The organism is Sphaerospermopsis aphanizomenoides BCCUSP55 (assembly GCF_001586785.1).
Classification (GTDB): domain Bacteria; phylum Cyanobacteriota; class Cyanobacteriia; order Cyanobacteriales; family Nostocaceae; genus Sphaerospermopsis_A; species Sphaerospermopsis_A aphanizomenoides_A.
Window position 1 is genome coordinate 1 of sequence record NZ_LUFH02000023.1, and the last position, 23,861, is coordinate 23,861.

Consider the following 23,861-nt stretch of genomic DNA (forward strand, 5'->3'; position numbering starts at 1 on the left):
TTGAGATTTCACCCTCAAAATGCTCGATTTTTCCACTCCTAGTTTTAAAAACCTTGCACCTATTTTCTTTTTTATCAGCCTGAATCCCTTAATTTATCATGGTTTTGCATTTATTCAGCATCCCCTATTTATTTACGTGGAAATTTTCGTTAATCGAACCGAACAGTATTGAGGTTTAAATGCGGAACAGCTTATTACCTCGCTTTATATTACATTTGATGGAAATCCTCTAAATCTTTCCTAACCAGTCCAACCAAGTGTTAAAGGACGCTGTGCTAAAATTTGAGTATAAAGCTTATCTAACCGAGTAATATTATCACTGAGAGTATAACGTTCTAAAACTCGATTTCTCGCTTTTTGTCCCAATAGTGTGGTTAACTCTGGATGGTCTTGAAAGAGTGGTAAAAGAGTTTTTAGCTGCGATCGCACCGATCGGGTACTAATGACTACACCTGCACCTTTTTCCAATACTTCCCCATCTGCACCCACATCAGTAGCTAAACAAGCCACTCCACAAGACATAGCTTCTAATAAAGATAAAGATAAACCTTCAACTAATGATGGCAGAATAAATACATCTGCCCCTCGTAAAATCTCGATCCGGCGTTCTTCACTGGCTACGAAACCTAACCAAATAATGTTATGTTCTGAGCTATAAAACGATTCTAAAGATGCCCTCAACGGACCATCTCCAACTATGAGTAGCTTGCTATTAGGCTCCATATCTGATTGCTTCCAAGCCCGTAGTAAAGATTCTACATTTTTTTCGGGAGCGATACGACCTTGGTAAACAAACAGACGTTCTGCGTTAAATTCTTTTTTTATATTGGAAATACCAGGAGAATATTTAACAGTATCAACTCCATTGGGAATAACAGCTATTTTTTCTTCTCTTACTCCCATCTTTGCCAATAATTCCCGTTGAATTTGAGAGAAGACAATCACGCCATCATAATGATCCAAAAAAGGCGCATATAGTTGATAAGCTAAAAGTTGAGTACCAGAAATTAATTTTGCTCCTTTACCAGCAAATGGAGTATGAAAAGTGGCAATTAGAGGAACATTTAATTCTTCACAAATTTCTGGTAAAACAAAGTCCAAAGTTGATAGTGTCAATGAAGCATGAACTATCTGTGGATTAATTTCCCGTAAAGATTCTTTTAACACCTTAGTAGCATTAAAAGCGGGAATTGTGTAAACCTGAGACTTATAAATAAATGGTAAAGATACTTCTTTAAAATTAGGCCAGTTATCTGGCTCAGATTCTTCTTGAGCAAAATGAAGAAAACTTACGTCATGTTCCTTGTCTAGTAATCCGTTTGTAATTTCTCGACTGTAGGTAACATTTCCACAAAAGGGTGATTTTTTTCCAATCCAGGCTATACGCATTCTTTGGTTAACTACGAATAAAAGCGGTGTGAATTAATTGTTTTTATACTTATACCAATTTGAACAATGATGGAGACAAATCGAAAGATGAAAAGCTGAGATAGCAACACTTTCACAATCCACAATTCACAATCCAAAATGGTATTAGCTGTTTTCATCCTGTGATATGGCAGTTCACGTAGTGTCTAACAGCAAACTACGCTAACAGCAGTCAGCTTTTTAAAACTCTTATCTGATAGGTATCTGAGCATTTAATTTTGCCTTATTTATCCTGGCAACTGCTATGATTGCTGAATTTTTAACGTAGTTAATAAAATGCCATATCCCACTTGAGAAAGTCTACATTCAATCTAGCTGAATGAGTGACTTTATGGCTATATGTTACTGCTTGTAAGTTGTTAATTAACGCAATATATTACAACTTAATCAGGATAATGTTTGGTTGCTCTCCAGCAAGTATTTGATGGATTTTGACTGGATTAAGTTTAGCACGAAAACCTATCGTTTCACTAAGTTTTTGATGATGTCAAACCTGATCACTAGTCACGGGAATTATACCAGGTTAATATACCTCCTAAGAATACGATGACAGCTAAGGCTAAAAACACAGATTTTAAGCCAATAAAGGTTTCTGCTACACCTGCTAATGCTAAGGGTAAGGAAAGAGCAATATTAATGACATTATTTTGGAGACCAAATACTTTACCGCGCATTTCTGGGGGTGTTTCCGTTTGAATGGCTGTTTGCATGGGTATACCCACTAACGCCCCAAATGTACCAACTAAAGCGATTAACAACAGCACTATCCATAGCTGGGTGGTGAAGATAGAAATACCAACTAAAGATACTGCCATGCCAAGACAACCCCAAAGACTAAGTTGTCTATAGGAAAAGCGTTGTCCAAATTGACCAAGAATTGTTGCCCCACCTGCAATACCAACACCACCTGCTGCCAGTAAAAAGCCGAATTGGGATGCTTTCATGTTGGGAATAATTTCTGCCATCCGCACAGCGAGAACTGTTAAAGCAGCAAAAACAGAAAATAAGATAATTAATTGTAATAAAGCATTACGAACGCGATGATTTTCTTTCAGGTAACGTAAACCATCTCTTAAATCAGAAAAAACGTGAGGAAATTCTGTTTCTGGGGGGTGGGGTTTTTCATTAGTTTTGAGGAGAAAGAGAATAATGCCCGCGATCGCATAACTACCACCAACTAAAATTTCTTTACCCAGTCCACCACTTCCACCTAATTTTGCCCAAATTCCATCTGCTAAGACCAAAACAGGTTCTCCGACAGCAAAACCCACAATTACCGATGCCATCATCGTCGTTGTGTACAGGGAATTAGCCGAAAGTAAATGTTTTTCTGCCACCACCAAAGGAATAGCTGCTTGTTCCGCTGGGGCAAAAAACTGTGTTAACGTAGAAACCAAAAAAGTCACAGCCAAAATCATCAGAAAACCCACAGGCAAAACTCCCACAGGTTGCCAATCATGGGTTAACCACAGCAAGAAAGGAATTGCTAACACCAGGATACCGCGCCAAATATTCGATGCTACCAATACAGCTTTTTTTGACCAGCGGTCTACAAATACACCAGCCACAGAACCAAACAATACTGCTGGAATGGTAAAGATCATCATTAACGCCGACACCCAACCGCTAATACTTTGACCACCCTGTTGAAACTGAGTGTTAATTAAAGCAATCATCAACACTAGATATACTTTATCAGCCAGTTGACAGAAAATTTGACCACCCCAAAGAGCCAGAAAATTTGGGTTCTTTAATACAGGAAAAAACCCTTGTTGTTCCACATCCCCTGACGTTGATTCTCCACCTGAACCAGAACCATTGAATTGTGATATTTCTGTTGAAGCTACTACTGGCAAAGCATTTTCATTAGTATTACCTTTACCATTGACTTCAGGAATTTTTAATGGGTGATCAGAATTTAGTTCTGATTGTTGAGGGATATCAGTACATGGCATTTCCGATGTCCAATTTTTATCTTCAGAAATATCTGTGTAAGACTTTTCTTGGCTATTAATGTGAGTAGTCTTCAAATGGGAAACAGAACTTAAATGATTAGGTCTTTGAGGTTCTGATACCCTATTTCTGTTTTTATCTTGGCTAGGTGATAAAGGCTGGATTTTTCTATCCAAATCAGACGATTGCATCATGGTTAGCGGCAAAATAAGAATCTATCAGTGTGGCAGAGCGAATAGGGCGACCAAGGTGGTACTGTGTGTACTGGCGCAGAATCTGCTCAACAGATAACCAGCCATAATCTGAGGCTGCATCTATTTGCATTATCCCTGGTTGGGATAAATGTTGGAGCATCAACAATTCTTTCCCACCGAGACGACTGGAGATTTTTGGTAGGTCTTGGTGATGGAAAACTGTTTGATAGGAAGTTTTGGGGGAGTTGGTGTCTGGAGAATTTTCCTGGTTTTTTTGTTTTTCCCTTTCTTTTCTTAACTCTTCCCAGGCTTGTAAGCAAACTGTTCCCCCCGCAGCAATGCTAAATCCTACTTGCCAGTTGGAATTTGTTAGGTCTGGAGTCAGAGGACGCTGGGTTAAGCAACAAAATTGCACTTGTGGGGTTAATCCTGCTAAAGCTAAGAGGTGAAAGACTCCTTGCGTCAAATGTGCGACCAGTCCAGAATCTTGACTTTTGGGTAAAGCTTCTAAACGCTGGAGATGTTCATTAAGTACCTCATAAAGTTCTTCTTGGGGTTGTTCGCTTAAAGCTTGACATAGAACTATTTCCGCTAAATACTGACTAGCAGCTAATTTTCCCAAGTTTTTAGTTAGACCAGGATAAGTTTTTATAGTTTCTGCTTGAGTAATTCTATCGAGAGTTGCTGTAGCTGGCTGTGAGGATCGCCCTTGGGAAATGAGTAGTTGATTAACTACAAACATTCCACTTCTACCACCCAAGCTGGAGTTATGTTTACGTGACCCTGGGGCGATCGCCCGAATTAAACCGAATTCTTTGGTTAAAATAGTCACTATCTTATCTGACTCTCCTAATGCCTGGGTTTTGAGATTAATACCAGTTGCTTGATAAGTTCTACTCATTAGTTATTGGTCAGTGGTCAGTAGTCAGTGGTCGGTGGTCAGTGGGAAAATAACTGACAAATGACTATTCAGCTTTTTCTGGGTTATTGCGCTGACGGAGCAAATCTATGCCGCGAGATGTGCCTAATCTCGTAGCACCAGCCATAATTAAATCCAAGGCTTCATTGTGGGTGCGAATTCCTCCTGATGCTTTAATTCCCACCCTTTCCCGTGCTATTTCTTTTAATAAGCTGACATCTGCCACAGTCGCTCCACCATTCCAACCTGTACTGGTTTTTAAGAACGCTGCTCCTGCATCCATAGCTAATTGGGCTGCTAGTTTTTTTTCTGCATCCGTAAGTAGATTGGTTTCTAAAATTACCTTGACAGGTTTTCCGGCCTCTTCACAAATTGTAGCAATTTCCCGGTGAACTTCTTCAGTTTTACCAGCCTTCAACCAGCCTAAGTTTATGACCACATCCAACTCTGTCGCGCCATTTTCCACCGCTTCTTGTGCTTCATACAACTTAACGGCTGAAGTCGTTCCACCAGTGGGAAAACCAATGACAGTACAGACTTGAGGGTTTTTGTTGTGCAGCAATTCGGCAGCTTGTTTGACATAACAGGGATGGATACAAACCGCTGCAAAGTTAAACCTGTATGCTTCTTCGCACCATCTTTCAACCTGCTCTGGAGTAGTAGTTGGTAGCAGCAGGGAATGATCGATGAATGGCGCAATATCAATGTTGGGATAGTCTGCTGCCATCATTTATTCTGCCAGTGATAGATTATTAAACTTTATGAAAAAATAAAACATTTCTTATCTATTAAACCATATATATTACGAGTTTATCCTGAAAATCAGCAGGTGGTTTACTGTTAAAGGTTAATTTTTTACTCAGTGATATCTAGATCCTTGACTGATCACAGAAGTTGGGGATATTTTTGGCTAAAAAGTCAAGAATAATTTGAGCTAATGCTTTCGCTGCTAAGTATGGCACACCATTACCCACAGTTTTAAACATATTCGTAAGTGACATATTTTCTGGAAGTACAAAGTTTGCGGGTAAAGACTGTATTGCTAATGCTTCAGCTACAGAAATACGTCGCACTTTGTAAGGATGTAAATGTACTTCATTATTTCCATAACAAGCTGTAGGAGAATAACGCCATCGGTGCAACCGTTTAAATGATTTTTTGGAATCATCTCCTTCGTCAATAGTTGCAAATTTAGTGATACCTGCTCTAGGTTGAAAATAATGTTTAGTATTGGGATGGTTTAAAACATCATTTTTGCTAAACCAATATTCAACGGTTAATTCTTGAGGAATGTTATCAGGACAAATAGTTATCGAATCTTCTTTAAATGGTTCGCACTTATGCCAAGGATATGCAAATACTTTATTTTGAGGATGTTTAATATATTTTTCCCAAGGAAATGTAAAATCAGATTGTATTCCCATATCCTTGAGAAAGTCATTTTTAAAGCCGATTAAAATAATTCTATCTCTATTTTGCGGAACACCGTACTCAATCGCATTAATTAACCTTTCTGTTAAGATATAACCTGCTTGTTGTAATTTTATTTTTAATGATTCATAAAACAAACGATGCTTTTTAGTTCTCCATAAACCTTTAACATTCTCAAATAAAAAGAAATCGGGTAAGTTTTGACAAATCAATTCAATATAAGATGCTGATAGTTTACCGTTATCGCCTAAATGTCCTTTGTTTTTGCCACCAATAGAAAAATCAGGACATGGTGGTCCACCCATAAAGCCAATTATATTATTTAATTTCCGGGAATCTTTGACTAATTCATTTAATTGTTGTGCGGCGTTTCCTTCTGTTAATTTACTTACGTCTGCTTCCTCACCTTGATGATATCCATATTCAGGTGATGGGAGTTTAAGAAGTTCCCGTGAATAGCGATAAGCAGACATGAAGGGGGGGAATATTTCGTTAACATAGGCGATTTTGTAGCCGGTGGTTTCAAAGCCTAAGTCGAGGAAACCTGAACCAGAGAAGAAGGAGAAGATGGAAATAGTGTCATTCATTAATAACCTAGTAGACTAATTATTCAGAAAAATCAGTTAATCCATATAGCAGTGATTCAAAACGTTTAACTATTTTATCAAAAGCTTCATCCCAGTCCTCTGAATTTTTAGAAACGAACGGCGGAATATAGTTATTTTGGTGATTTAGAATTAGCGTGATAATTTCGTTAATCTTGTTAAGAGTTTCAGGTTTGAATTTATTTTTAATATTTCTACCTATAAAAATAATAGCCGCTTCATCTACTTCAAATCTTCCTTCTATAATTTCATCAATAAATTCATCATAAACACGCTCTTCATCTTCTTGATTGGGAGACTTTAGCAAGACTGCAATAATATCTTGTAAATCTTTATTTTCTTTTCTATTATTCCAAGCAAGTAGTTTCAAAGCTATAAAAGCGTCAATATCAGCTACCCGAATTTCTACGTTGTCAATGACTATAATCTCTGTATTTGCAAAAGCTTCTTCTAAACCCAAAATGCTCATTTGATTACCATCAGGCCAGTTAATTTCCTGTTTTGGTTTACTAATATCACCAAAAGGAATAACATCAACTTCCAGTCCTGTTTCAATATGAATAAACTTGTGAATGACTCTGGTTTTCTTAAATAGAGGATTATTTCCAGTTGTCATTTTTGTTATCAGCAGATTATATTTATCCCAATTATCTAATTTTACTGCTACATCCCAATCTTTAGTTGCACGACCTTGAACTTTATATTGACTATCAAATATTAAAATTCTTGCTTGAGCGCCTATCAATAGCATAGGAACTTCTAAGGAATCAATGATAGATTTAAAATCAGTGAGGAATTTTTTAGTCTCTGAGTCAATTTGAGAATATGAGTTTTTCATCTTTATACCATTTCTGCAATTTCTTGTCTTGTAATAATATATTTTTCATACAAACGTTTAGCTGTTTCTTTTAGTCTTGTATCTGGATTTAACAACAATTCTGCATGAATAAGTAACGGATCTGCTACAGGTTCAGATGAATTATATTTAAGTTGATTTTTATTACCAAATTGCTTCAAAATGATAATATTACCCTTGGGATCTGGTTTGAGACGTAACATGGTTGTTATCACACGATAATTGTATTCTTCAGGAATATGAATAGTCATACTAATTGGTTTTAAATAACCTGTCAAATTTGCAGCGCCTAGTTCTCCTCCAATTATAATTTTTTGATTTTTGGCTATTTCTAGTAGTTGGTTTGATATATCGTTAAAATCTATATTTATATTTTCCCTCGTGCAAAATGTTCCTATCAAAAGTTCTGGACGCAAATTTTCTATATACCCCATTTCCCATCTTTCAAAGAGCTTTGTGTAATCTTCAATTCTATATGTTCCACTACGTTGACGCTGTAAATAATTCAGTTGATACAAAGTTTCTAAACTGGATTTTACAGTTTGATAGTCAACACCTGCAACGTTTGATATTTCTTCTAAAGTAGGATATTGCAAAATATTTGGATCTTCAAGTATAGCATAAGCAACTTTTAGGGTGCTGGTAGTAATATTAGGAGCAGAGAGTAATTTTTTGCTTTGTGTTGAACTACTTCTAACTAAAATATATAGTGATGAATTGTTAATATAAATATTACCTGTCGTATCAATAAATTCAATGTTGTTTTCTAGTAATGAATCTATAACAGCATCAGAAAGTGTGTCTGTAATGAGTAATGTTCTCTTATCATTCCTAAGTTTTTCATTCAGATGATGGATATAATTAATGCTTGAATCAACTGTGTCTAAATTTATGTGAGCTTTAATTTCAACTAAATATTTAACTTGGTTGTGAGGTGTATATATAGTTAACAAACCATCCGCTAGAGTGTTTTCTAAAAAAGGTTCTATTGTTGTTGTTGTCTCTATTTGGGGTAATTCTTCCAGTTTTTGTATACATTTTTGTAACCAAGGATGTTTAGGCTGCATAGTATATTACAGGCGTTCATTAATCAAAATGTTTTATAATCTCAATTATAACAACCAGGTGTAAAAAAATGCTTAAAATCCAAAGAATATTCATCACCCTGATATTAATCGCACTACAACTAATATACCCAATCACTAAATTATTTACCGAAATAAAATATTTTTTCCAAAGACAAGCAGCATTAAAAAAACATCAAGAAATTCTCAATTGGGTAAAAACTCAAAACCTACCCTTAGACACCAGCGCAGGTTTACAATTACCAGATCATTTACTTGGGATTACCCATGATAACCTAGTTAAAGTCCTGCATTCTGGTGATGATAAATACTATGTAGCAATCATAATTAATCATAGCTTAAATATAACAGGTACAACATACAAAGCTAGAGGTTTATTTGTTTGTGATTCACCGTTAAACAACAAATATTTAAGTAAAATTCCTGGTGTTTGTCACCGCATCAATATTTTAGGAGAATATCAAAAACACTATCCGTTAGCCTGGGCGTTTAATCTTGAAGTTGAACACAAATATAATGATTCTTTATTTGCTGTTTATCGTCAGTTGTAACTAATTTACTAACCTAGTTACAACTTGATAAATCAGGTAGTTACGAGAGTTCATCTAAAAATATATGTAGAAAATTTAATTACCTGATAGGTACATAGCAATAATACCTATTAAGTATTATTGTCACTGATTAATTAGCTTTTTCCGCTAGTGCTTCTAAATGAAAAGCAAGGTTATTGAGTGCAAATTGAATTTCCATGCTGTAAGCTAAACTTTTCCATCTGGGGGTTGTTGCGTGATCTAATGCTGTTGTGTCTAAGTATCGTGCAAAAACAACCAGTTTTTCTGAGTCTGTGACAGCTGTAGCTAAATTATCCAAAAATTCTTGAGGTGTCATAGATTTAGCAATATTTTCAACATCTGCAAACGTGACATTTCTTATCATAAACGCTACAGAAAAATAAATCTGTTCAAAATACCATGAAATTTCTCAATTTCACAAAATACAGTATATTTCTAGTAAATTAGGTACAATTATTAATCTATATTATCCAAAATCTTGACAAAGGGTTTTCTGACTGAAAGCTGACTGCTGATAGCTAATAACTACAATAAAACCCGCTTTTTATTTAGGAATAACTCCACTGAAAGCGGGTTTAAAATTCCTGATGTCGTGCAGAACTATCCGACAACTTCTACTGGTTTCGTTTCTGGTAACAACCGTTTTACACCTTGTTTCACAAAAGCTTCCAAAACAGCAATTTTTTGATTCTGCTGGAATACTGTTTGTAAAACTTGGCGTAATTTTTCCAGGTTCAAACCATTTCCTGTTTCTAAAGCTATTTCTTGCTGTTCAAAATATTCAACTAAACTTAACCCAGCAACTCTAGTTAAATAAGCAGCACTTACACCTTCTACCATTCCCCCTGCTACGAAGGTGACAGCATTGGTTTTGAGGATACCTGTTACTGCTCTAGTAGATAATTCTACCAAACCTAATTTCAACATTAAGCTTCCCATAGTTCCGGCTACTTGTTGCGCCTGTTCTAAGGAAATTTTTTGTTGATAAATGTTACCCAAATCCATTACCATTTGGGCATTAATCGCCGCAGTTGCTAAGATATCTAAAGCAGGAACTGGGTTAGCAAAAGCAGCAGCAGCAGCAATCCACTGATTTTGTTCTATGATGGGAGTTGAGCGATCGCGTCTGATGCTATTTAAATAATCTTTCGCTTCAGCTTTGTGTAACAGCACTTTCCGCATCGTTGTTGTACACACTAACTGCTGCTTTTGTTGTGCTAAAACTTCAGTTAATTGTGCGGTTAATTCTTGAATGTTTGGTGTTGGTTGTTCCAACCACTCGTTGACAGAACCATCTGCTTCATGTTTTCTCACTTTCACAGGTAAGGGAGAAGCTGAAGTTGCAACTACATTACCGGAAACTCTTTGTTTCAAGGAGTGCAAAACTGTAGCACGTTCATCGGTTATATACTGGTCTTGTTTATTAAATACCAGCAATACTGATTGTTTTACTGCTTTTAATTGTTGCAAAACTTGAAATTCTGAATCTGTCAAATCTCCATTAGTGAGAAATAAGACAAAATCAGATTTTTGCAGTTCTGATAATATGACTGCATCGGAATTTTCACTTATTCCTGTAAATAAAGGTGCTGTTTCCGAAAAATGTAGAGAATTTTTAGATAAAGCTTCTACATTCTTGAGAATTTGAATAATTGTACTTTTACCTACAGACTTTCCACCAGTAACAGCAATTTGAATTTCTCGTCTATCTAACTCTAAACGTAATTGTTCCAGTTGTTCCCGTAGAGTTGCTAAAGCTGGATGGTTAATAGCTTCTTGTGCAAGTTGGTTGATGATAGCTTCGGTTTTGGTTATTGCACTTTCCACAGACGCTCTATCCACAACTATATCATCTAGCTGTTCACCAGGTCGATTTTTCTGCAATAACCAGAAACCACCACCCACAGCTAAAGCACTCAGGAGTCCGAATTCTCCCACCTGTACTATTGAATCATGCCAACTGTCTAACATCCACAGGGAAAAGGACAAACCTAGTCCTCCCACTAATATTGGTTTATGTAACTTCACAATTCTGATTCTCCGCGCTTGGATAGCTTTATCTTCAGAATAGATCAAAACCTGCTTTTGGGAGTGCCACAGGTAAACAGATTTAACTATAAAATACAATTATGCACTGGTTGAATAAATATTCACTGATTTATAACTTGAGGTAAATACAGATGACACAGGAATTAATCGACCTCAGAAATAGCATTATCGAAGGACGTTACACAGATGCTTTGGCAATTGTGGATGAATTAGAGGGAATGAGTAAACAAGCAATTATACGGAATATTCAAGCGTTTTTAAAGATTCTGCTGATTCATTTGATTAAAAATCAAATTGAGCAGAGATTAACAAATTCGTGGACTGCTTCAATTCGTAATTCATTGATAGAAATCAAAAAACTCAATCTGAAAGATAATAAAAAATCTCATTACATTAATCAAGATGAATGGCAAATTTATTTAGAAGATGAACTTACACCAGCCATAGCAGATGCAAGTTTAGAGGTTTTAAATGGTAGTTTAAAACGACAGCAACTTTCACAAATGCTGAACCAAAAACAACTATTATTAAATGCAAATGAGCTATTATTAATGACCTATAACTATTCAAATAGAGAATTACCAGACATGATAGATAATTATCTTGTGCAATTACCAGGTGGTGAAGATTGGATGAATGCCTACAACTATTGACAAATAAACAACAAAAATTAGCACTCACCTATAGCTAATGCGTTTGTGATTAATTCCCAAGCATTACGATATTGTGCTGAACGAGGTTTCCTCTGTCTTTTTTCAGCCTCAACAATATGTATTTCACTACCATAACTGATGAAAATATCAACTGGAAAAACATAAAACAGGTCAATATTTTCTACATATACCAATGCAAAATCAAAATCTGATGGTTGATAAGCATCTCTCACCATTATCCGTCTATTTGTTTTCGTGCGGCGATTATCTACTACATAATTACCAGAAGGTTCATCCAACCAAGCATATTTGACTTGTATTTTAATTAAATTTCCCCCAACGTCAAATACTAAATCGTAAGGTAGTCTATCACCAACAGGTTTTAAAACTCCCCAACCACGTTTTAAAGCATGAAAAACAGCAGCTTGTTCTGCTATGTCTCCTCTCAGCTTTGTGTCCATTTGCAAAATAAAAATGGTTTATTTCTTAATTATCCTCTATTATTAATAATACTATTTATTATATTTTCTACAGCGTTTGGTTGAGTTAACAAATTCTGTAAATGTAAACTATTTATGATGATAATATCCATTCTTACAGAAATATCTCTTTTGCCTCTCAACATAATATTAACCATATCTGATACCGAAGATTGAAGGTGTCTGGGTAAAGGATATTCATAAAATACAAATGGCTGTTTTTCTAAATTAACTTTATCAAAATTTATTTCTCCTCGACTAGGATCTACATCTTGCGGATCAAAACTACACGAATAAAGGTTTGCTGTGGTTACAATACATGGAATAAATGTTTTTACACGATAATTCAATCGAGATGTTAGCCGTCTATTCTGTAATTCAACGGCTAAAGTTGTTTCTTCATGCCATATTGATTGAGTAGCAAGTGATATTTGATAAGATGCGTCTGATATAGTATTATTGGCAGTTTTTGTTTTTTGTTTATCGTCTTTTTGTTTATCGTCTGATGTAGTATTATTGGCAGTTTTTGTTTTTTGTTTATTTTTTTCGTCTTTCGATTGATAATCCTTACGTCATTCTCTAGCTTCATTGAAAAAATTTACTGGGCTAGTCTGTTCTAGATAATACATAGATGATTGAATATTTTGATCAGTAGTTATAATACGAGAAACAAACTTTCTGTTGGCATTATCTCCTCTTTTAGGAAAAAAAATCCAGTTAGCAAGTTCTGGATTATTCTTTTTACATTCTATTAAAAAAGCATAAACTTCATCTTGATTAGATAATTCAACCCATATATCAAGGGCGCTTTCTTTACTTTTCAAAGAATTACTCTGAAGAGGAAACTCTACCGGATAGTTAGTTGATACTACATTACAACCTGGTACAGACTAAAAAAGATCCGCACACCACTGTTCAAAAAAAGTTCCATGTATATTTAGAGAATGAATTGTCCATTCACTATCTGTTTGTGGATTAACCATTAATTTAGCTCATTTTTTAGAAAATCAATTGTGGAGAGATTATAAACCAGTATATTTATGCGTAAAAATGTTTTGTTACAAATTATATTAACATAGCAATAATAAAAAACTGTATAAAATAACTTAGTCAGCATAAAACAAAACCCCGCAATCACTTAAGATTACAGGGCTTCATTTTTTAATTTGGTGGCGGGAAGTGGATTTGAACCACTGACCTTCGGGTTATGCTTACCATCTACAACTTTCGTTGCCCAGTTCAACTGGTTTGTGGTCTGGACTGTCCCTTCACCCTCGTCATTACCGTTAGGGTGTCTGCCTTCCAGTCTCTACACCTTCTCCATTTCTGGAGCTTGGTTCGGGATTACCGCGCTATTGGCTTCCCCGAGTTTGACAGATAAACACACATAAGTTTCCTTTTGTGCCGCCCAATGCAAGACTAACTGATAAGCGTTTAGTTAATCTTTCGTCTTGAGCCCGACGAGCTACCAGGCTGCTCTATCCCGCGTTGCCTTTGCCTCTCGACTTATTCAATATAACGCAAAGCCAAGAGGTTGTCAACTACAAAAGCGATAATTCTCCAATTACCTCTAAACGCTTGTATTTACTCAGGTTCATAAACTTCTCAGATAGGCTCTGGGCAACGCTGGGAGTAATCCAGCCCATTTGTTGCAGCAGGTGAATAGCTACGGCATACTTTGCCCGTTTTGCCCCATCCATAACTTTAATTGCCAATCCCATGCCTTCCCCAAGTCGGCCAATGCACTGCACACCTTCTGCACCAGATTTACTAACTAGTTCTCCTGGAGTTAAGCGCATTAATTCTGTATCGAATTCGCCTTCCCCTGCCACCATAGTGGGATGATGATTCATGGCGCGGACAATGCGTTCCATATCCAAGTTATTGCTAGAAGCAAGTACAGCATACAAAGAGGCCATTTGACCGAGTTGCATCAAATATGTAGGTGCGCCGCAGTCATCATGAACACCGATAAATTCTGCTGCTGGCATTCTGAGCAATTCAGCTACCTTGGAGAGAATTAGCTGCTGGACAGGGTGTTTGCGATCCAAATAGTTAGTCAAAGGCCAATGGCGTTGCTGGCAAACGGCTAACATTCCTGCGTGTTTACCAGAGCAGTTATATTCTAAAGCACTGCGCTTATCTTTAGGAATTGGGCATTGCAAAGTGCTGGGGTCAAGGTCAGCCCGCCAGAGGATATTAAATACTTGTCGCACCTGTTCCATGCTGCCTTGGTGGGAACTGGTGATGATTGCTAAGTCACGATCGCTCAAATCATACCGTTCCAGTGTACCTGTGCTGGTGACAGCAAGGGCTTGAAATGGTTTCAGGGCAGAACGGACAAATGCAGCGGTTTCGGCGTTGCCAGCAACTGACAGAACTCTTCCGCGTTCGTCGCTGACTACGGCCTGGACTATATGCCGAGATTCGATAATTCCTTCCCGCAGCAACCGGACTTCCAGTGCTGTGGCTTGTGTTCGTTTTCCCATTGTCATGGGTTTATATCTATTTTGTAGGTTGTCAGTGGTCAGTGGTCAGTGGTCTGTTGTCAGTTGTTAGTGGTCAGTGGTTAGTGGCCAGTGGTTCTTCTCCGCTGTTCCCTGTTCCCTATTCTCTGTTCCCTGTCCCTAATGACTAATGACTAATGACTCATTTATAACAAATGCCAAACTATAGTACCAATAAGATACATTAAAGCCAAGGCGGCAAAGGTAATTTGCAAGCGTTGAAGAATGGGTTTAATTTCGTAGGTGACTATTAGGCGATCGCGGGTAATCACTTCCTGGGGTTTTGTCCAGGTTTGTCCGTCATACCAACCGGATTCTTCATAGAATACTGTGGAACTGTAGAGGCGATCGCGCACGTAGAACCAACCCAAGTATAATCGCACCAATAACAACACTACCCCCATACTAGCGGCAGCAGACCCACAGAGCATAAAATGAACAAACTGCTTTTGTGGAGGAAAGCTGGCCGCTGCTACAGGTCCTGCGACGAACCACGACCAGCCCCAAATCCAAAAAATCTTGGTCAGATAATCAGGCCACCTTAAAGTGGTATCCCGAAATAGCCAGGAATTTTTTAATTCTTCGTACTCGTTTAGCGGTTGTTGTTCTGTGGGAACTGGGCAATCAAAAACCGAGGATTTCATCATCTTGGCTTACCATCATCAGAGTTTGGTAGCGGAATGCGTTCCGCATGAACCCAGAACGCCTCTAAATTATAAAACTCTCGTTCCTTGGGCATCATGATGTGAACAATCACGTCACCATAGTCTTGTAGCACCCAACTTCCCTCAGCTTTTCCTTCGGTCCTTAAGGGACGACGCTGCCAATCACTTTCGACTTTTTCTTCTATTGCTGCGGCGATCGCCCTCACCTGTACCCTAGAATAGCCAGTCATCATCACAAAGTAATCTGACAGGTAAGAGACATTTGCTACTCTCAGCAACAAAATCTCGCCTGCTTTGCGTTCTGATCCTGCTTCAGCGATGGTGATCGCTAATTTTCCACTCACATCATCAGTTACAGCTATAGGGCTGTTAACTGTCGTTGTTGTCAGTGGGACAGACTCTATGGGGAAATTTCCTTGGAAATAATCAGTCATTCAACCTCAGATGCGTTTTTCCTTTTTTCACAATTTGTCTGATATGTAGCAGTCAGCATGATGAGCAACTACAAACTCAGCTAACAGCCTTTGATAATTCTTAGACAATCAAAATTTGAGAATTTTGAGCTTGTGTTAACTATGCTGACAAATACTATGCCTACAAACAACTTGTGATTTTGTGAATAGGTTTTTTTGAATACTAACAAAAAAATAGGTGTTTATGGGGCGGCTGGCTTCATAATTAGCTAAAAGGCAAAATACAAGCGACAGAAGTAATAAGCTAGTTTATTTTCAGTTACTAGCCCTTACACCTTTTTGTTGACTGCTGTTGTGACAACTATGGGTTGAATTTTGTTAGCATCTGTTGCCAATGAGTAACATAATGTCTCATACTGGCTTAAGGCTTGATCAAATGCATATTGTTCGACAGCATATTGACGGCTGTTGTAGCCTAGAGTTTTTACTTTTTCCGGATTTTGGTACAAGTCTAAAATCGCTGTTGCTAAGGCTTGGGGATCTTCTGGAGGAACAATAACTCCACCACCACTTTGTTTAATTGCTCTAGCTGCTGTACCATTTTCAGGCACAGATCCCACTAAAGCCCTGCCACTGGCCAATAGGACTTGAATTTTTGATGGCATATTGAAGGAGATCACATTTTTCTTCTGTACCACCAAACCTACATCTGCTGCTGCCAACATTCGCGGCAATTCCTGTCGGGGTTGAAATGGTAATAACAAAACGTTATCTGCACCCTGGTCTAAACATTTCTGTTGTAATCTTTGCAATCCTTTGGCCTCACCAACAATCACAAAAGCTATTTCTGTGATGTTACGTAATTTAGCTGCTGCTTTAATTACTGTTTCTAAACCTTGTGTAAGGGCGATGTTGCCAGAATATAAAGCTACAAATTTACCTTTGAGATTATGTGTAGCGCGGAAGGGGTTATCTTCTTTTGGCAAAGGACTGATAAAGTTGACATCTACCCAGTTAGGAATTTGTATGATTTTTTGGGCTGGTACACCCTTAGACAGTAAATTTTCTACAAATCCATCAGCAATTACACTTATTTTAGTGGCGGAGGAGTAGGCAAATTTTTCTAAGGCGGTAAATATCTTTATCAGTAATTTATTTTTTAGCAAACCGACGTGGATAGCTGCTTCAGGTAATATATCTTGTAAGTTTAAGATGACTGGACAGGCACGTAACCATCCTAAAAGGGCTGCTGGTAGGCATACTGGGAGAGATGGGGAAGTTAAAAGAATTACATCTGGTCGCCAGCCCATTAGTGCTGGAAAAAAGCTTGTGACAACAAAACTAGCATCCAACATCATCCTATCTAACAGGTTGGGTTGGGGGCGAATCCAAACATAACTACGTTGGATGTGAACACCATTTTTATATTCTGTTAAATAAAATTTGCCTTGATAGTCCTCATAAATTTGGCGCTCAGGATAGTTGGGCATAGCTGTGACTACCCGTACTTGATGTCCACGCTTCACCAGTCCTTCTGCTAATTCAGTCATTAGCGGGGCAATACCGATAGGCTCTGGGTGATAATTGTAGGAGTAAATTAAAATCCGCATAACAAATTAGTCAGAGTTTCCTGGTGTGTTGTTGACTGACAATCAGTATCTGTCGTCAAAGTTACTTTGCAGTATACTACCTCTTAGATTACTTCATTATCTCTTTATACTTTTTGTTGCCCAGTAACTTTTCGTTGAAGATTGCGTAAATTTTGAGATGACGATTTTTACGTCCTGAAGGACTAGAACCTATACCAAATTTTTTTAATCTAAAATCTAAAATCTAAAATTCCCGGTCAAGAGTCACCTGTCACCTGCCATATCACTTGTAAACACTGTCCTGACAAAAAATTTACCCAAACCTCTAAAAGTGGGTCTGGGTAAACTCAGAAATGAAATTTGGTAGTTGTTAGCTTAAACAGCGTAAGTCCTCTAACTGTTAACTGTTAAACAGCACCGCTGTTTTTGTTAAACAAGATGGTGATAGTTTTGAGAATCAGCTTTAAATCGTAAGCCAAAGTCCAATTTTTTTGATACTGTAAGTCCAGACGAATTACATCTTCAAAACTGCGTACTGTCGAGCGTCCGTTGACTTGCCATTCTCCGGTCATTCCCGGCTTGACATCGAAACGTTGCCACTCTGGTACTTCGTATCTTTCTACTTCATCTGGGGTTGGTGGTCTAGTACCGACCAAACTCATTTCGCCTTTTAGGACGTTCCAGAACTGTGGTAGTTCATCTAGACTTGTGCGACGCAAAAAGCGTCCTACCTTTGTAATCCGGGGATCTTGATCATTTTTGAAGAAAGCACCTTCTACTTGGTTTTTGACTTGAGATTTTTTAGCTTCCGCATCAACACACATAGAACGGAATTTCCAAATAGCAAAACGCTTACCCATCCAGCCGCAGCGGGTTTGACTAAAGAAAATAGGACCGGGATCGTCTATTTGAATAGCGATCGCAATGGGAATAAATAAAACTCCTGTAATAACTAAACCTACTAATGATCCGACTATATCAATCAGTCTTTTCATCCAAGAAGCCACAGAAGGATGGGTTTGAGGTAACGGCTCTACTTTGCGAGCCATATTTCTCTGACTATCTCCAGGGCTAATGGATTCTATGAGTTCGATGCTGTTAGTAGACTCAATAGAAAATACCTGATCTAATCCTGTCAGGTTTAGCACTGCCATAACTTGAGGGGTAACATTACGAAGTCTGAATGCGATCCCTTTTTCTTGAGCATATTTAAAATTACTTACCAACGCCCCTAAACCACTACTATCCATAAAAATAGTATTTTGGAAGTCAAGGACAAGTTGCTGCGGATGTGAATCAGCTTGGATTAGGTTTTGGCAGGTTTGCTTAAAGCCAACAGCCTCAAGCACGCTCAAACGCATAGACACCTGCACTATAGCTGTATCGTTCAGGTAAGTAACTGGGAAATCTGCCTCTGTGGGTTGGCTACTCATGAAGCTATGCACTTTAGTTGCCATCTAAATCTAATCTGCCAAACATTATTTTGTCCTGGAAAATTACTTAACCTAAATTTGAAAAAGTAGGATTAAGGAGAGGTAGCAATACTGCACTGGGTTTTGTACCTGAAACTTTTAATTGCTAAAAGAGAAAAGTTTCAAGGTTAAAGGTTTTTTCTTTCCCTTTTTCCATGGCTTTTTTCGTCTTAACCGACAAATATTGAAACGGAAGACTAGTTTTTTGCTCAGAGATAGGAGATCGTTCGATCCGGTTCACAATGGAACAAGAAGCTATAAACATAACTTGTTGTTGTGCCTAATCGGTGCGATCAGCTTCGCCGCGCCATAGGCGACTGCGCTGCTATCTATCATCTCATGATTGCTAAAACTACGGTTAAACCTACTGCACGCCTGGTTGAAGTTTTTTCTGCTATTCAAGGGGAAGGACTCAATGTCGGGACACGCCAGATTTTTATTCGCTTTGGTCTTTGTGACTTGCGTTGTCACTTTTGCGATAGCGCCCATACATGGAATGCCCCTTCTATATGTAAGATAGAGCGTTCCCCTGGATTAAGAGATTTTGAAATCTACTCTAATCCTATTCCTCTAGCTATGTTGATAAAATGGGTAGAAAGGCAAAATTTACCTTCTTTACACGATAGCATTAGCTTAACTGGAGGCGAACCACTTCTTCACGCTCCATTTTTGGCGCAATTTCTACCCCAAGTGCGATCGCTAACCAATTTACCCATCTACCTGGAAACTGGGGGACATCGCCCGGAGCAATTGGTCATGATTCTCCCCTACCTCGACTCTGTAGGTATGGATTTAAAATTGCCTAGCGTAAGTGGCGAAACTCATTGGACAGAACATAAAAAATTTCTCCAAATATGCTTTGATGCAAATTTAGATATTTTTGTCAAGATAATTGTCTCTCAAAGGACAGATCCTGGCGAATTGGAACGCTCGGCTTTGTTAGTCGCTGAAGTGAGTCAGGATATCCCCATATTTTTGCAACCGGTGACACCGCTAACAGAGCCATTCAGTCCAGTACCTGTAGAAGCCCCTACACCAGACCAGGTTTTAGTATGGCAAGCTTTAATGAAGAAGTTTGTTAAACAAGTGAGGGTGATCCCCCAGACCCATAAAATGCTGAATCAGATGTAGGTTGAGGCAGGGGCAGGGGGCAGGAGGTAATTATTTCTCCCCATCTGGAGCGTTCCCGCATCTCCCCATCTCCCCATCTCCCCATCTCTTCTACAGTCTGTCTTCGTCTGTGGGTCTAGATTTGGCTTTGGCTTTGTTGGCGCTGCGTTTCAGGGCGGAAAGTCTGGCTTCGTAGCGGGAACGCTGGCGCTTACCGGGGGTGGTGTCAATTAAGGTTTTTAAGGCACTACCTAAACTTTTGTAGGCGTTGGGGAGACTGTAACCAAAACGAGTAGCTAAGGCGATCGCTTTTTCGTCAGCATCAACTAATTCTTTAAGTTGTTTTTCCCCATTATTTTTTTGATATAGTCGCCAACCAGAAACGCCACACAGGGCTAATGCTAATACCAATAGCAATCCGTCCTGCACCCATAATTCACCCACAGCACCACCTAAACCAATTGCTAGTGCTGCCATTTCCCAACCATCTTTGGGAATTGTGTCATTTTGGATGCGAGCAACTTCATGCCAGAACAGCAGGTTACGCTGATCCATTGCTAGAGCATCCCATTTGATTAAGTCTATTTGAATTTCTACTTGGTCTTTACCAATTTCTTCGCAACGGATCAAGGGTGGACTTACTTCTGTTGAGCCTTCAACTGTTACCCAACTCTGCAATTCTGGCGGTAGTAAGCTTTTCAACCGCCGGAGTTCACTCATTTCCGCTTTGGCTGAGGAGGTTGTATAGGATGTCATAAAAATCCAGCCCTAAAAAATTTCAGTATATTAGTGAGGGTATCACTTTGGAGTATAGCTATGACAGTGATAATCCGCCTCACTCGTTAGGAAAACTTCCCCGCTTTTTCCTGGCTTCCATTGCTTTTTCTAGTAAATCCAGTAGTCCTGGGGCTTCTTCCTGGATACTGAGTAATAGTCTTTCACCCAGTTCTATATTCCCTGGATCTTCACCTGTAGCCATTACCTGTTTGAGACGGGGTAAGGCTATGCTGTCAACAACCTGAATTAATCCACTCAGACAACGGTGAAATTGTCTTTCGGTGAGAATTGAGTCTTCTAAAGGAAATTCAATAATGGCACGAATTTCTCCATCGGAGGGATCATACTCCCATTGGAGCATTTTGGTTTCCCAAGAAATGGCCAGCATTGTCTGGAGGATAGATGCTTTGTGAGGATGCTCTTTCACTCCTGCTAGAACTTGAGGTGCAAAGACTCGGAAAAATTTTCCGCCTTCATCCAACTGAACGACTATCAGAAAATCTTCTAGGTGATCAGCTTCTACACCTGTTATAATCCGGTCTTCATCTTCATCAAAGCGATATTCCCAGCCAAGGTTATCTAAGTAATTGGCTATCTGTTTCAGATTAGCTCCCATAAAAGCCTCATAAGGAACGGTGGAGCGGCTGTCACCACACCTAGTTTAACCTGCTATGGGCATTGATTTATATTGGTGCAGCTACTTTTTGGCAGAGTGTAGAATTTATACAGATTCCACAACTTGATCTGAAAAAATGAGAGTGAGTAACAAAGTTTTGGTAAACTCATGGTTGACTGTAAGTAGATCGGCGTTACAAATTGTCGTAATGACAAGGCAAAAGGCAAGAGGCAAAAGGCAAGAGTGAAGAGGTTTTCAGTGTGATTTTGTACTTTCTGCAATTACCATCAGCTAGATATATATTTTGTTAAATAAATTTGTATTTTATGTTTATGAATAAATCTGTTTTAGGATTAGCGATCGCTCCTTTCATTTTTGCCCTTGGGGCTTGTAGTGGTGAGTCGGGAACAACGGTCAATACAACCAGCACTTCCACATCTCAAGTGTCTCGTAATATTGCTAATACAGTTAAAAACCGGGGCAAATTAATTTGTGGTGTAAGTGGTGAATTACCAGGATTTAGTTTTGTCGGAAATGATGGTAAATATAGTGGTATTGATGCAGATGTTTGTCGCGCTGTGGCAGCAGCTTTGTTTGATAATCCAGATGCAGTAGAATTTCGTAATTTGAATGCTAAAGAACGATTTACGGCTTTGCAAACGGGGGAAATAGATATCCTTAGTCGCAATACTACCTGGACACTGAGTCGTGATACTTCACTTGGTTTAAATTTTGCACCTGTAGTATTTTACGATGGTCAAGCTATTATGGTTCGCAAAAATAGCGGCATCAAGTCTCTAGGGGATTTGAAAAATAAAGCTATTTGTATTCAAACAGGAACAACTACAGAACAAAATTTAGCCGACCAAATGCGGAAACGAGGTATTACTTACAAACCTGTTGTGTTTGAAGACGTGAATATTACCTTTGCCACATACACTGAAGGACGTTGTGATGGTGTGACAGCTGATCGTTCGGCTTTGGTTTCTCGACGTACAACTTTACCCAAGCCGGACGATAATGTGATTCTAGATGAGTTGTTGTCTTCAGAACCTTTAGCACCAGCAGTTGCTCAAGGCGATCCGCAGTGGAGTAATGTGATTAAATGGGTCGTTTATTCCCTGGTAAAAGCGGAAGAGTTGGGGATAAATTCTCAGAATTTAGGACAATTTACTAATAGTAATGACCCAGATATTAAGCGTTTTTTGGGAACAGAAGGAAACTTGGGTCAAGGAATTGGCCTAACAAATGATTTCGCCGCTAGGATAGTTAAGCACGTTGGTAACTACGGTGAAATTTACGATCGCAACTTGGGTACAAAAACCCAACTCAATCTCCCCCGTGGTCAAAATCAACTTGCGACAAAAGGCGGTTTACTCTATTCTCCCCCATTCCGGTAATTAGGGAAGAAGAGGGTGTGGGGTGTAGGGTGTAGGGTGTAGGGAAAAACTTAATTCTTACTCCTGCTTTCAGCCTTTTGCCTTTTGCCTCTTACCTCTTGCCTTTTGCCTCTTGCCTGTTCCCTGTTCCCTGTTCCCTATTTCTAATGACTAATTCCAAACCACCGATATGGCGTGATTATCGCTTTTGGCAAATTGCAACACAATTTATAGCTGTAATTTTAGCCATAGCCATAGTTGCTATTGTGTGGATGAATCTCAATCGAAATTTACAGCAATTAGGAATTAAATTTGGTTTTGATTTTCTCCAACAGCAAGCGTCTTTCGATATCGGCGAAACTCTTATTAATTATAAACCAACTGATACCTATATTTTGGCATTATGGGTAGGTTTAATTAACTCATTGCGAGTGGCGATATTCGGAATTTTTCTGACAACTATTGTGGGTGTAACTGCGGGAATAGCGCGTTTGTCAGATAATTGGTTAGTGAGGAATATCAGTTTAGTTTATGTAGAGATTTTTAGGAATACACCATTATTATTGCAATTGCTGTTCTGGTATTTTGCTGTTTTTCTCAGTTTTCCAAAAGCAGAAAATAAGGTTTCGGTTGGGGGGTTAATTTCCCTGAGTCAAAATGGTATAGAAGTTTCTGGTTTTACCTTTTCTCCAGAGTTTTCAACTTTGCTGCTGGGATTGACATTTTACACAGGTGCTTTTATTGCGGAAATTGTGAGGGGTGGGATTCAATCAGTAGCTAGGGGACAATGGGAAGCCGGGTTCTCTCTGGGTTTAAAACCAACATTGTTGATGCGTCTGGTGATTTTTCCCCAAGCTTTGCGGGTAATTATTCCTCCACTTACTAGTCAATATTTAAATTTAACCAAAAATTCTAGTTTAGCGATCGCTATCGGTTATCCTGATATTTATTTTGTAGCTTCTACCACCTTTAACCAAACTGGTAAAGCAGTAGAAGTGATGTTGTTAATCATGCTTACTTATCTCACATTTAGCTTAATAATTTCTTTGATGATGAATTTATTAAATCGCACTGTACAGATTAAAGAAAGATAGTTATCGCTAGTAAAT

At 38.4% G+C, this 23,861-nt stretch carries 24 protein-coding genes; 5 read left to right on the plus strand and 19 right to left on the minus strand.

The window, feature by feature from the left end; translation table 11 throughout:
- Window positions 1-240 precede the first annotated feature (240 nt).
- The 7 genes from A0J48_RS08030 to A0J48_RS08060 form a co-directional block, all read right to left on the minus strand.
- Window positions 241-1,389: a glycosyltransferase family 4 protein gene (locus A0J48_RS08030; RefSeq protein ID WP_200321983.1), complete on the minus strand. Its 1,149-nt coding sequence runs from the start codon at window positions 1,387-1,389 to the stop codon at window positions 241-243.
- Between the two features lie 539 nt (window positions 1,390-1,928).
- Window positions 1,929-3,572: an MFS transporter gene (locus A0J48_RS08035; protein WP_411841123.1), complete on the minus strand. Its 1,644-nt coding sequence runs from the start codon at window positions 3,570-3,572 to the stop codon at window positions 1,929-1,931.
- The gene (gene recO / locus A0J48_RS08040; protein WP_200321986.1) at window positions 3,559-4,476 is read right to left on the minus strand and encodes a DNA repair protein RecO; all 918 of its coding nucleotides are present in this window, start codon (window positions 4,474-4,476) and stop codon (window positions 3,559-3,561) included. The genes A0J48_RS08035 and recO overlap by 14 nt, the downstream gene beginning before the upstream one ends.
- 64 nt (window positions 4,477-4,540) lie before the next feature.
- Window positions 4,541-5,221: a deoxyribose-phosphate aldolase gene (deoC, locus tag A0J48_RS08045; RefSeq protein ID WP_200322049.1), complete on the minus strand. Its 681-nt coding sequence runs from the start codon at window positions 5,219-5,221 to the stop codon at window positions 4,541-4,543.
- 142 nt (window positions 5,222-5,363) lie between these two features.
- The gene (locus tag A0J48_RS08050; RefSeq protein ID WP_200321987.1) at window positions 5,364-6,512 is read right to left on the minus strand and encodes a DNA cytosine methyltransferase; all 1,149 of its coding nucleotides are present in this window, start codon (window positions 6,510-6,512) and stop codon (window positions 5,364-5,366) included.
- A 19-nt stretch (window positions 6,513-6,531) separates the two neighbouring features.
- Window positions 6,532-7,368, minus strand: a complete 837-nt coding sequence (locus tag A0J48_RS08055; protein WP_200321988.1) for a hypothetical protein — start codon at window positions 7,366-7,368, stop codon at window positions 6,532-6,534.
- Between the two features lie 2 nt (window positions 7,369-7,370).
- Window positions 7,371-8,453 (minus strand): type IV toxin-antitoxin system AbiEi family antitoxin, encoded by a 1,083-nt coding sequence (locus A0J48_RS08060; RefSeq protein WP_200321989.1) that lies wholly within the window; start codon window positions 8,451-8,453, stop codon window positions 7,371-7,373.
- A 68-nt stretch (window positions 8,454-8,521) separates the two neighbouring features.
- Between A0J48_RS08060 and A0J48_RS08065 the strand changes: the two genes are divergently transcribed.
- The gene (locus A0J48_RS08065) at window positions 8,522-9,022 is read left to right on the plus strand and encodes a hypothetical protein (protein ID WP_200321990.1); all 501 of its coding nucleotides are present in this window, start codon (window positions 8,522-8,524) and stop codon (window positions 9,020-9,022) included.
- A 130-nt stretch (window positions 9,023-9,152) separates the two neighbouring features.
- Here the strand turns inward: A0J48_RS08065 and A0J48_RS08070 are convergent, their stop codons facing one another.
- Window positions 9,153-9,359, minus strand: coding sequence for a hypothetical protein (locus tag A0J48_RS08070; RefSeq protein ID WP_200322051.1), 207 nt, complete (start codon window positions 9,357-9,359; stop codon window positions 9,153-9,155).
- A 284-nt stretch (window positions 9,360-9,643) separates the two neighbouring features.
- Window positions 9,644-11,071 carry a slr1306 family protein gene (locus tag A0J48_RS08075; RefSeq protein ID WP_459213934.1) on the minus strand — a complete coding sequence of 476 codons (1,428 nt, stop codon included), beginning with the start codon at window positions 11,069-11,071 and terminating at the stop codon, window positions 9,644-9,646.
- A gap of 152 nt (window positions 11,072-11,223) precedes the next feature.
- Here A0J48_RS08075 and A0J48_RS08080 point away from each other — a divergent pair, with 152 nt between their 5' ends.
- Entirely contained in the window at window positions 11,224-11,745 is a 522-nt protein-coding gene (locus tag A0J48_RS08080) for a DUF29 family protein (protein WP_200321991.1), read from the plus strand.
- Window positions 11,746-11,762: 17 nt separating this feature from the next.
- On the opposite strand, the gene A0J48_RS08085 is transcribed toward A0J48_RS08080, so the two are convergent.
- The 8 genes from A0J48_RS08085 to A0J48_RS08120 form a co-directional block, all read right to left on the minus strand.
- Window positions 11,763-12,206 (minus strand): group I intron-associated PD-(D/E)XK endonuclease, encoded by a 444-nt coding sequence (locus A0J48_RS08085; protein WP_200321992.1) that lies wholly within the window; start codon window positions 12,204-12,206, stop codon window positions 11,763-11,765.
- 29 nt (window positions 12,207-12,235) lie between these two features.
- Complete coding sequence (locus A0J48_RS08090) at window positions 12,236-12,574, minus strand: hypothetical protein (protein WP_200321994.1); 339 nt, start codon at window positions 12,572-12,574, stop codon at window positions 12,236-12,238.
- A gap of 222 nt (window positions 12,575-12,796) precedes the next feature.
- Window positions 12,797-13,048, minus strand: a complete 252-nt coding sequence (locus A0J48_RS08095) for a hypothetical protein (protein ID WP_200321996.1) — start codon at window positions 13,046-13,048, stop codon at window positions 12,797-12,799.
- Window positions 13,049-13,765: 717 nt separating this feature from the next.
- Window positions 13,766-14,719: an asparaginase gene (locus A0J48_RS08100; RefSeq protein WP_200321998.1), complete on the minus strand. Its 954-nt coding sequence runs from the start codon at window positions 14,717-14,719 to the stop codon at window positions 13,766-13,768.
- 158 nt (window positions 14,720-14,877) lie between these two features.
- Window positions 14,878-15,378, minus strand: a complete 501-nt coding sequence (locus A0J48_RS08105; protein WP_200322000.1) for a CGLD27 family protein — start codon at window positions 15,376-15,378, stop codon at window positions 14,878-14,880.
- Window positions 15,375-15,830: a ribosome silencing factor gene (gene rsfS, locus A0J48_RS08110; RefSeq protein WP_200322002.1), complete on the minus strand. Its 456-nt coding sequence runs from the start codon at window positions 15,828-15,830 to the stop codon at window positions 15,375-15,377. Before rsfS ends, A0J48_RS08105 begins: the two co-directional genes overlap by 4 nt.
- Window positions 15,831-16,138: 308 nt before the next feature.
- Window positions 16,139-17,419, minus strand: coding sequence for a glycosyltransferase family 4 protein (locus tag A0J48_RS08115; RefSeq protein ID WP_200322004.1), 1,281 nt, complete (start codon window positions 17,417-17,419; stop codon window positions 16,139-16,141).
- A gap of 386 nt (window positions 17,420-17,805) precedes the next feature.
- Window positions 17,806-18,855 carry an anti-sigma factor antagonist gene (locus A0J48_RS08120; RefSeq protein WP_200322006.1) on the minus strand — a complete coding sequence of 350 codons (1,050 nt, stop codon included), beginning with the start codon at window positions 18,853-18,855 and terminating at the stop codon, window positions 17,806-17,808.
- 354 nt (window positions 18,856-19,209) lie between these two features.
- Here A0J48_RS08120 and A0J48_RS08125 point away from each other — a divergent pair, with 354 nt between their 5' ends.
- A complete protein-coding gene (locus A0J48_RS08125) occupies window positions 19,210-20,001 on the plus strand; it encodes a 7-carboxy-7-deazaguanine synthase QueE (protein WP_200322055.1) in 792 nt (263 codons plus the stop codon).
- Window positions 20,002-20,091: 90 nt separating this feature from the next.
- On the opposite strand, the gene A0J48_RS08130 is transcribed toward A0J48_RS08125, so the two are convergent.
- On the minus strand, window positions 20,092-20,736 hold the full coding sequence (locus A0J48_RS08130) for a DUF3318 domain-containing protein (protein WP_200322008.1): 645 nt from the start codon (window positions 20,734-20,736) through the stop codon (window positions 20,092-20,094).
- 79 nt (window positions 20,737-20,815) lie between these two features.
- Entirely contained in the window at window positions 20,816-21,373 is a 558-nt protein-coding gene (locus A0J48_RS08135) for a hypothetical protein (protein WP_200322010.1), read from the minus strand.
- A gap of 332 nt (window positions 21,374-21,705) precedes the next feature.
- Between A0J48_RS08135 and A0J48_RS08140 the strand changes: the two genes are divergently transcribed.
- Together A0J48_RS08140 and A0J48_RS08145 are read left to right on the plus strand one after the other, a co-directional pair.
- The gene (locus A0J48_RS08140; RefSeq protein ID WP_200322012.1) at window positions 21,706-22,773 is read left to right on the plus strand and encodes an amino acid ABC transporter substrate-binding protein; all 1,068 of its coding nucleotides are present in this window, start codon (window positions 21,706-21,708) and stop codon (window positions 22,771-22,773) included.
- 146 nt (window positions 22,774-22,919) lie between these two features.
- Window positions 22,920-23,846 carry an amino acid ABC transporter permease gene (locus A0J48_RS08145; protein ID WP_200322014.1) on the plus strand — a complete coding sequence of 309 codons (927 nt, stop codon included), beginning with the start codon at window positions 22,920-22,922 and terminating at the stop codon, window positions 23,844-23,846.
- Window positions 23,847-23,861 lie beyond the last annotated feature (15 nt).

What these genes read in the sequence shown, in the direction of transcription:
- A0J48_RS08030 (WP_200321983.1), bottom strand. Translation starts at nt 1,389, where the DNA reads ATGCGTATAGCCTGGATTGGAAAAAAATCACCCTTTTGTGGAAATGTT.
- A0J48_RS08035 (WP_411841123.1), bottom strand. Translation starts at nt 3,572, where the DNA reads ATGCAATCGTCTGATTTGGATAGAAAAATCCAGCCTTTATCACCTAGC.
- recO (WP_200321986.1), bottom strand. Translation starts at nt 4,476, where the DNA reads ATGAGTAGAACTTATCAAGCAACTGGTATTAATCTCAAAACCCAGGCA.
- deoC (WP_200322049.1), bottom strand. Translation starts at nt 5,221, where the DNA reads ATGGCAGCAGACTATCCCAACATTGATATTGCGCCATTCATCGATCAT.
- A0J48_RS08050 (WP_200321987.1), bottom strand. Translation starts at nt 6,512, where the DNA reads ATGAATGACACTATTTCCATCTTCTCCTTCTTCTCTGGTTCAGGTTTC.
- A0J48_RS08055 (WP_200321988.1), bottom strand. Translation starts at nt 7,368, where the DNA reads ATGAAAAACTCATATTCTCAAATTGACTCAGAGACTAAAAAATTCCTC.
- A0J48_RS08060 (WP_200321989.1), bottom strand. Translation starts at nt 8,453, where the DNA reads ATGCAGCCTAAACATCCTTGGTTACAAAAATGTATACAAAAACTGGAA.
- A0J48_RS08065 (WP_200321990.1), top strand. Translation starts at nt 8,522, where the DNA reads ATGCTTAAAATCCAAAGAATATTCATCACCCTGATATTAATCGCACTA.
- A0J48_RS08070 (WP_200322051.1), bottom strand. Translation starts at nt 9,359, where the DNA reads ATGACACCTCAAGAATTTTTGGATAATTTAGCTACAGCTGTCACAGAC.
- A0J48_RS08080 (WP_200321991.1), top strand. Translation starts at nt 11,224, where the DNA reads ATGACACAGGAATTAATCGACCTCAGAAATAGCATTATCGAAGGACGT.
- A0J48_RS08085 (WP_200321992.1), bottom strand. Translation starts at nt 12,206, where the DNA reads ATGGACACAAAGCTGAGAGGAGACATAGCAGAACAAGCTGCTGTTTTT.
- A0J48_RS08100 (WP_200321998.1), bottom strand. Translation starts at nt 14,719, where the DNA reads ATGACAATGGGAAAACGAACACAAGCCACAGCACTGGAAGTCCGGTTG.
- A0J48_RS08105 (WP_200322000.1), bottom strand. Translation starts at nt 15,378, where the DNA reads ATGATGAAATCCTCGGTTTTTGATTGCCCAGTTCCCACAGAACAACAA.
- rsfS (WP_200322002.1), bottom strand. Translation starts at nt 15,830, where the DNA reads ATGACTGATTATTTCCAAGGAAATTTCCCCATAGAGTCTGTCCCACTG.
- A0J48_RS08115 (WP_200322004.1), bottom strand. Translation starts at nt 17,419, where the DNA reads ATGCGGATTTTAATTTACTCCTACAATTATCACCCAGAGCCTATCGGT.
- A0J48_RS08120 (WP_200322006.1), bottom strand. Translation starts at nt 18,855, where the DNA reads ATGGCAACTAAAGTGCATAGCTTCATGAGTAGCCAACCCACAGAGGCA.
- A0J48_RS08125 (WP_200322055.1), top strand. Translation starts at nt 19,210, where the DNA reads ATGATTGCTAAAACTACGGTTAAACCTACTGCACGCCTGGTTGAAGTT.
- A0J48_RS08130 (WP_200322008.1), bottom strand. Translation starts at nt 20,736, where the DNA reads ATGACATCCTATACAACCTCCTCAGCCAAAGCGGAAATGAGTGAACTC.
- A0J48_RS08135 (WP_200322010.1), bottom strand. Translation starts at nt 21,373, where the DNA reads ATGGGAGCTAATCTGAAACAGATAGCCAATTACTTAGATAACCTTGGC.
- A0J48_RS08140 (WP_200322012.1), top strand. Translation starts at nt 21,706, where the DNA reads ATGAATAAATCTGTTTTAGGATTAGCGATCGCTCCTTTCATTTTTGCC.
- A0J48_RS08145 (WP_200322014.1), top strand. Translation starts at nt 22,920, where the DNA reads ATGACTAATTCCAAACCACCGATATGGCGTGATTATCGCTTTTGGCAA.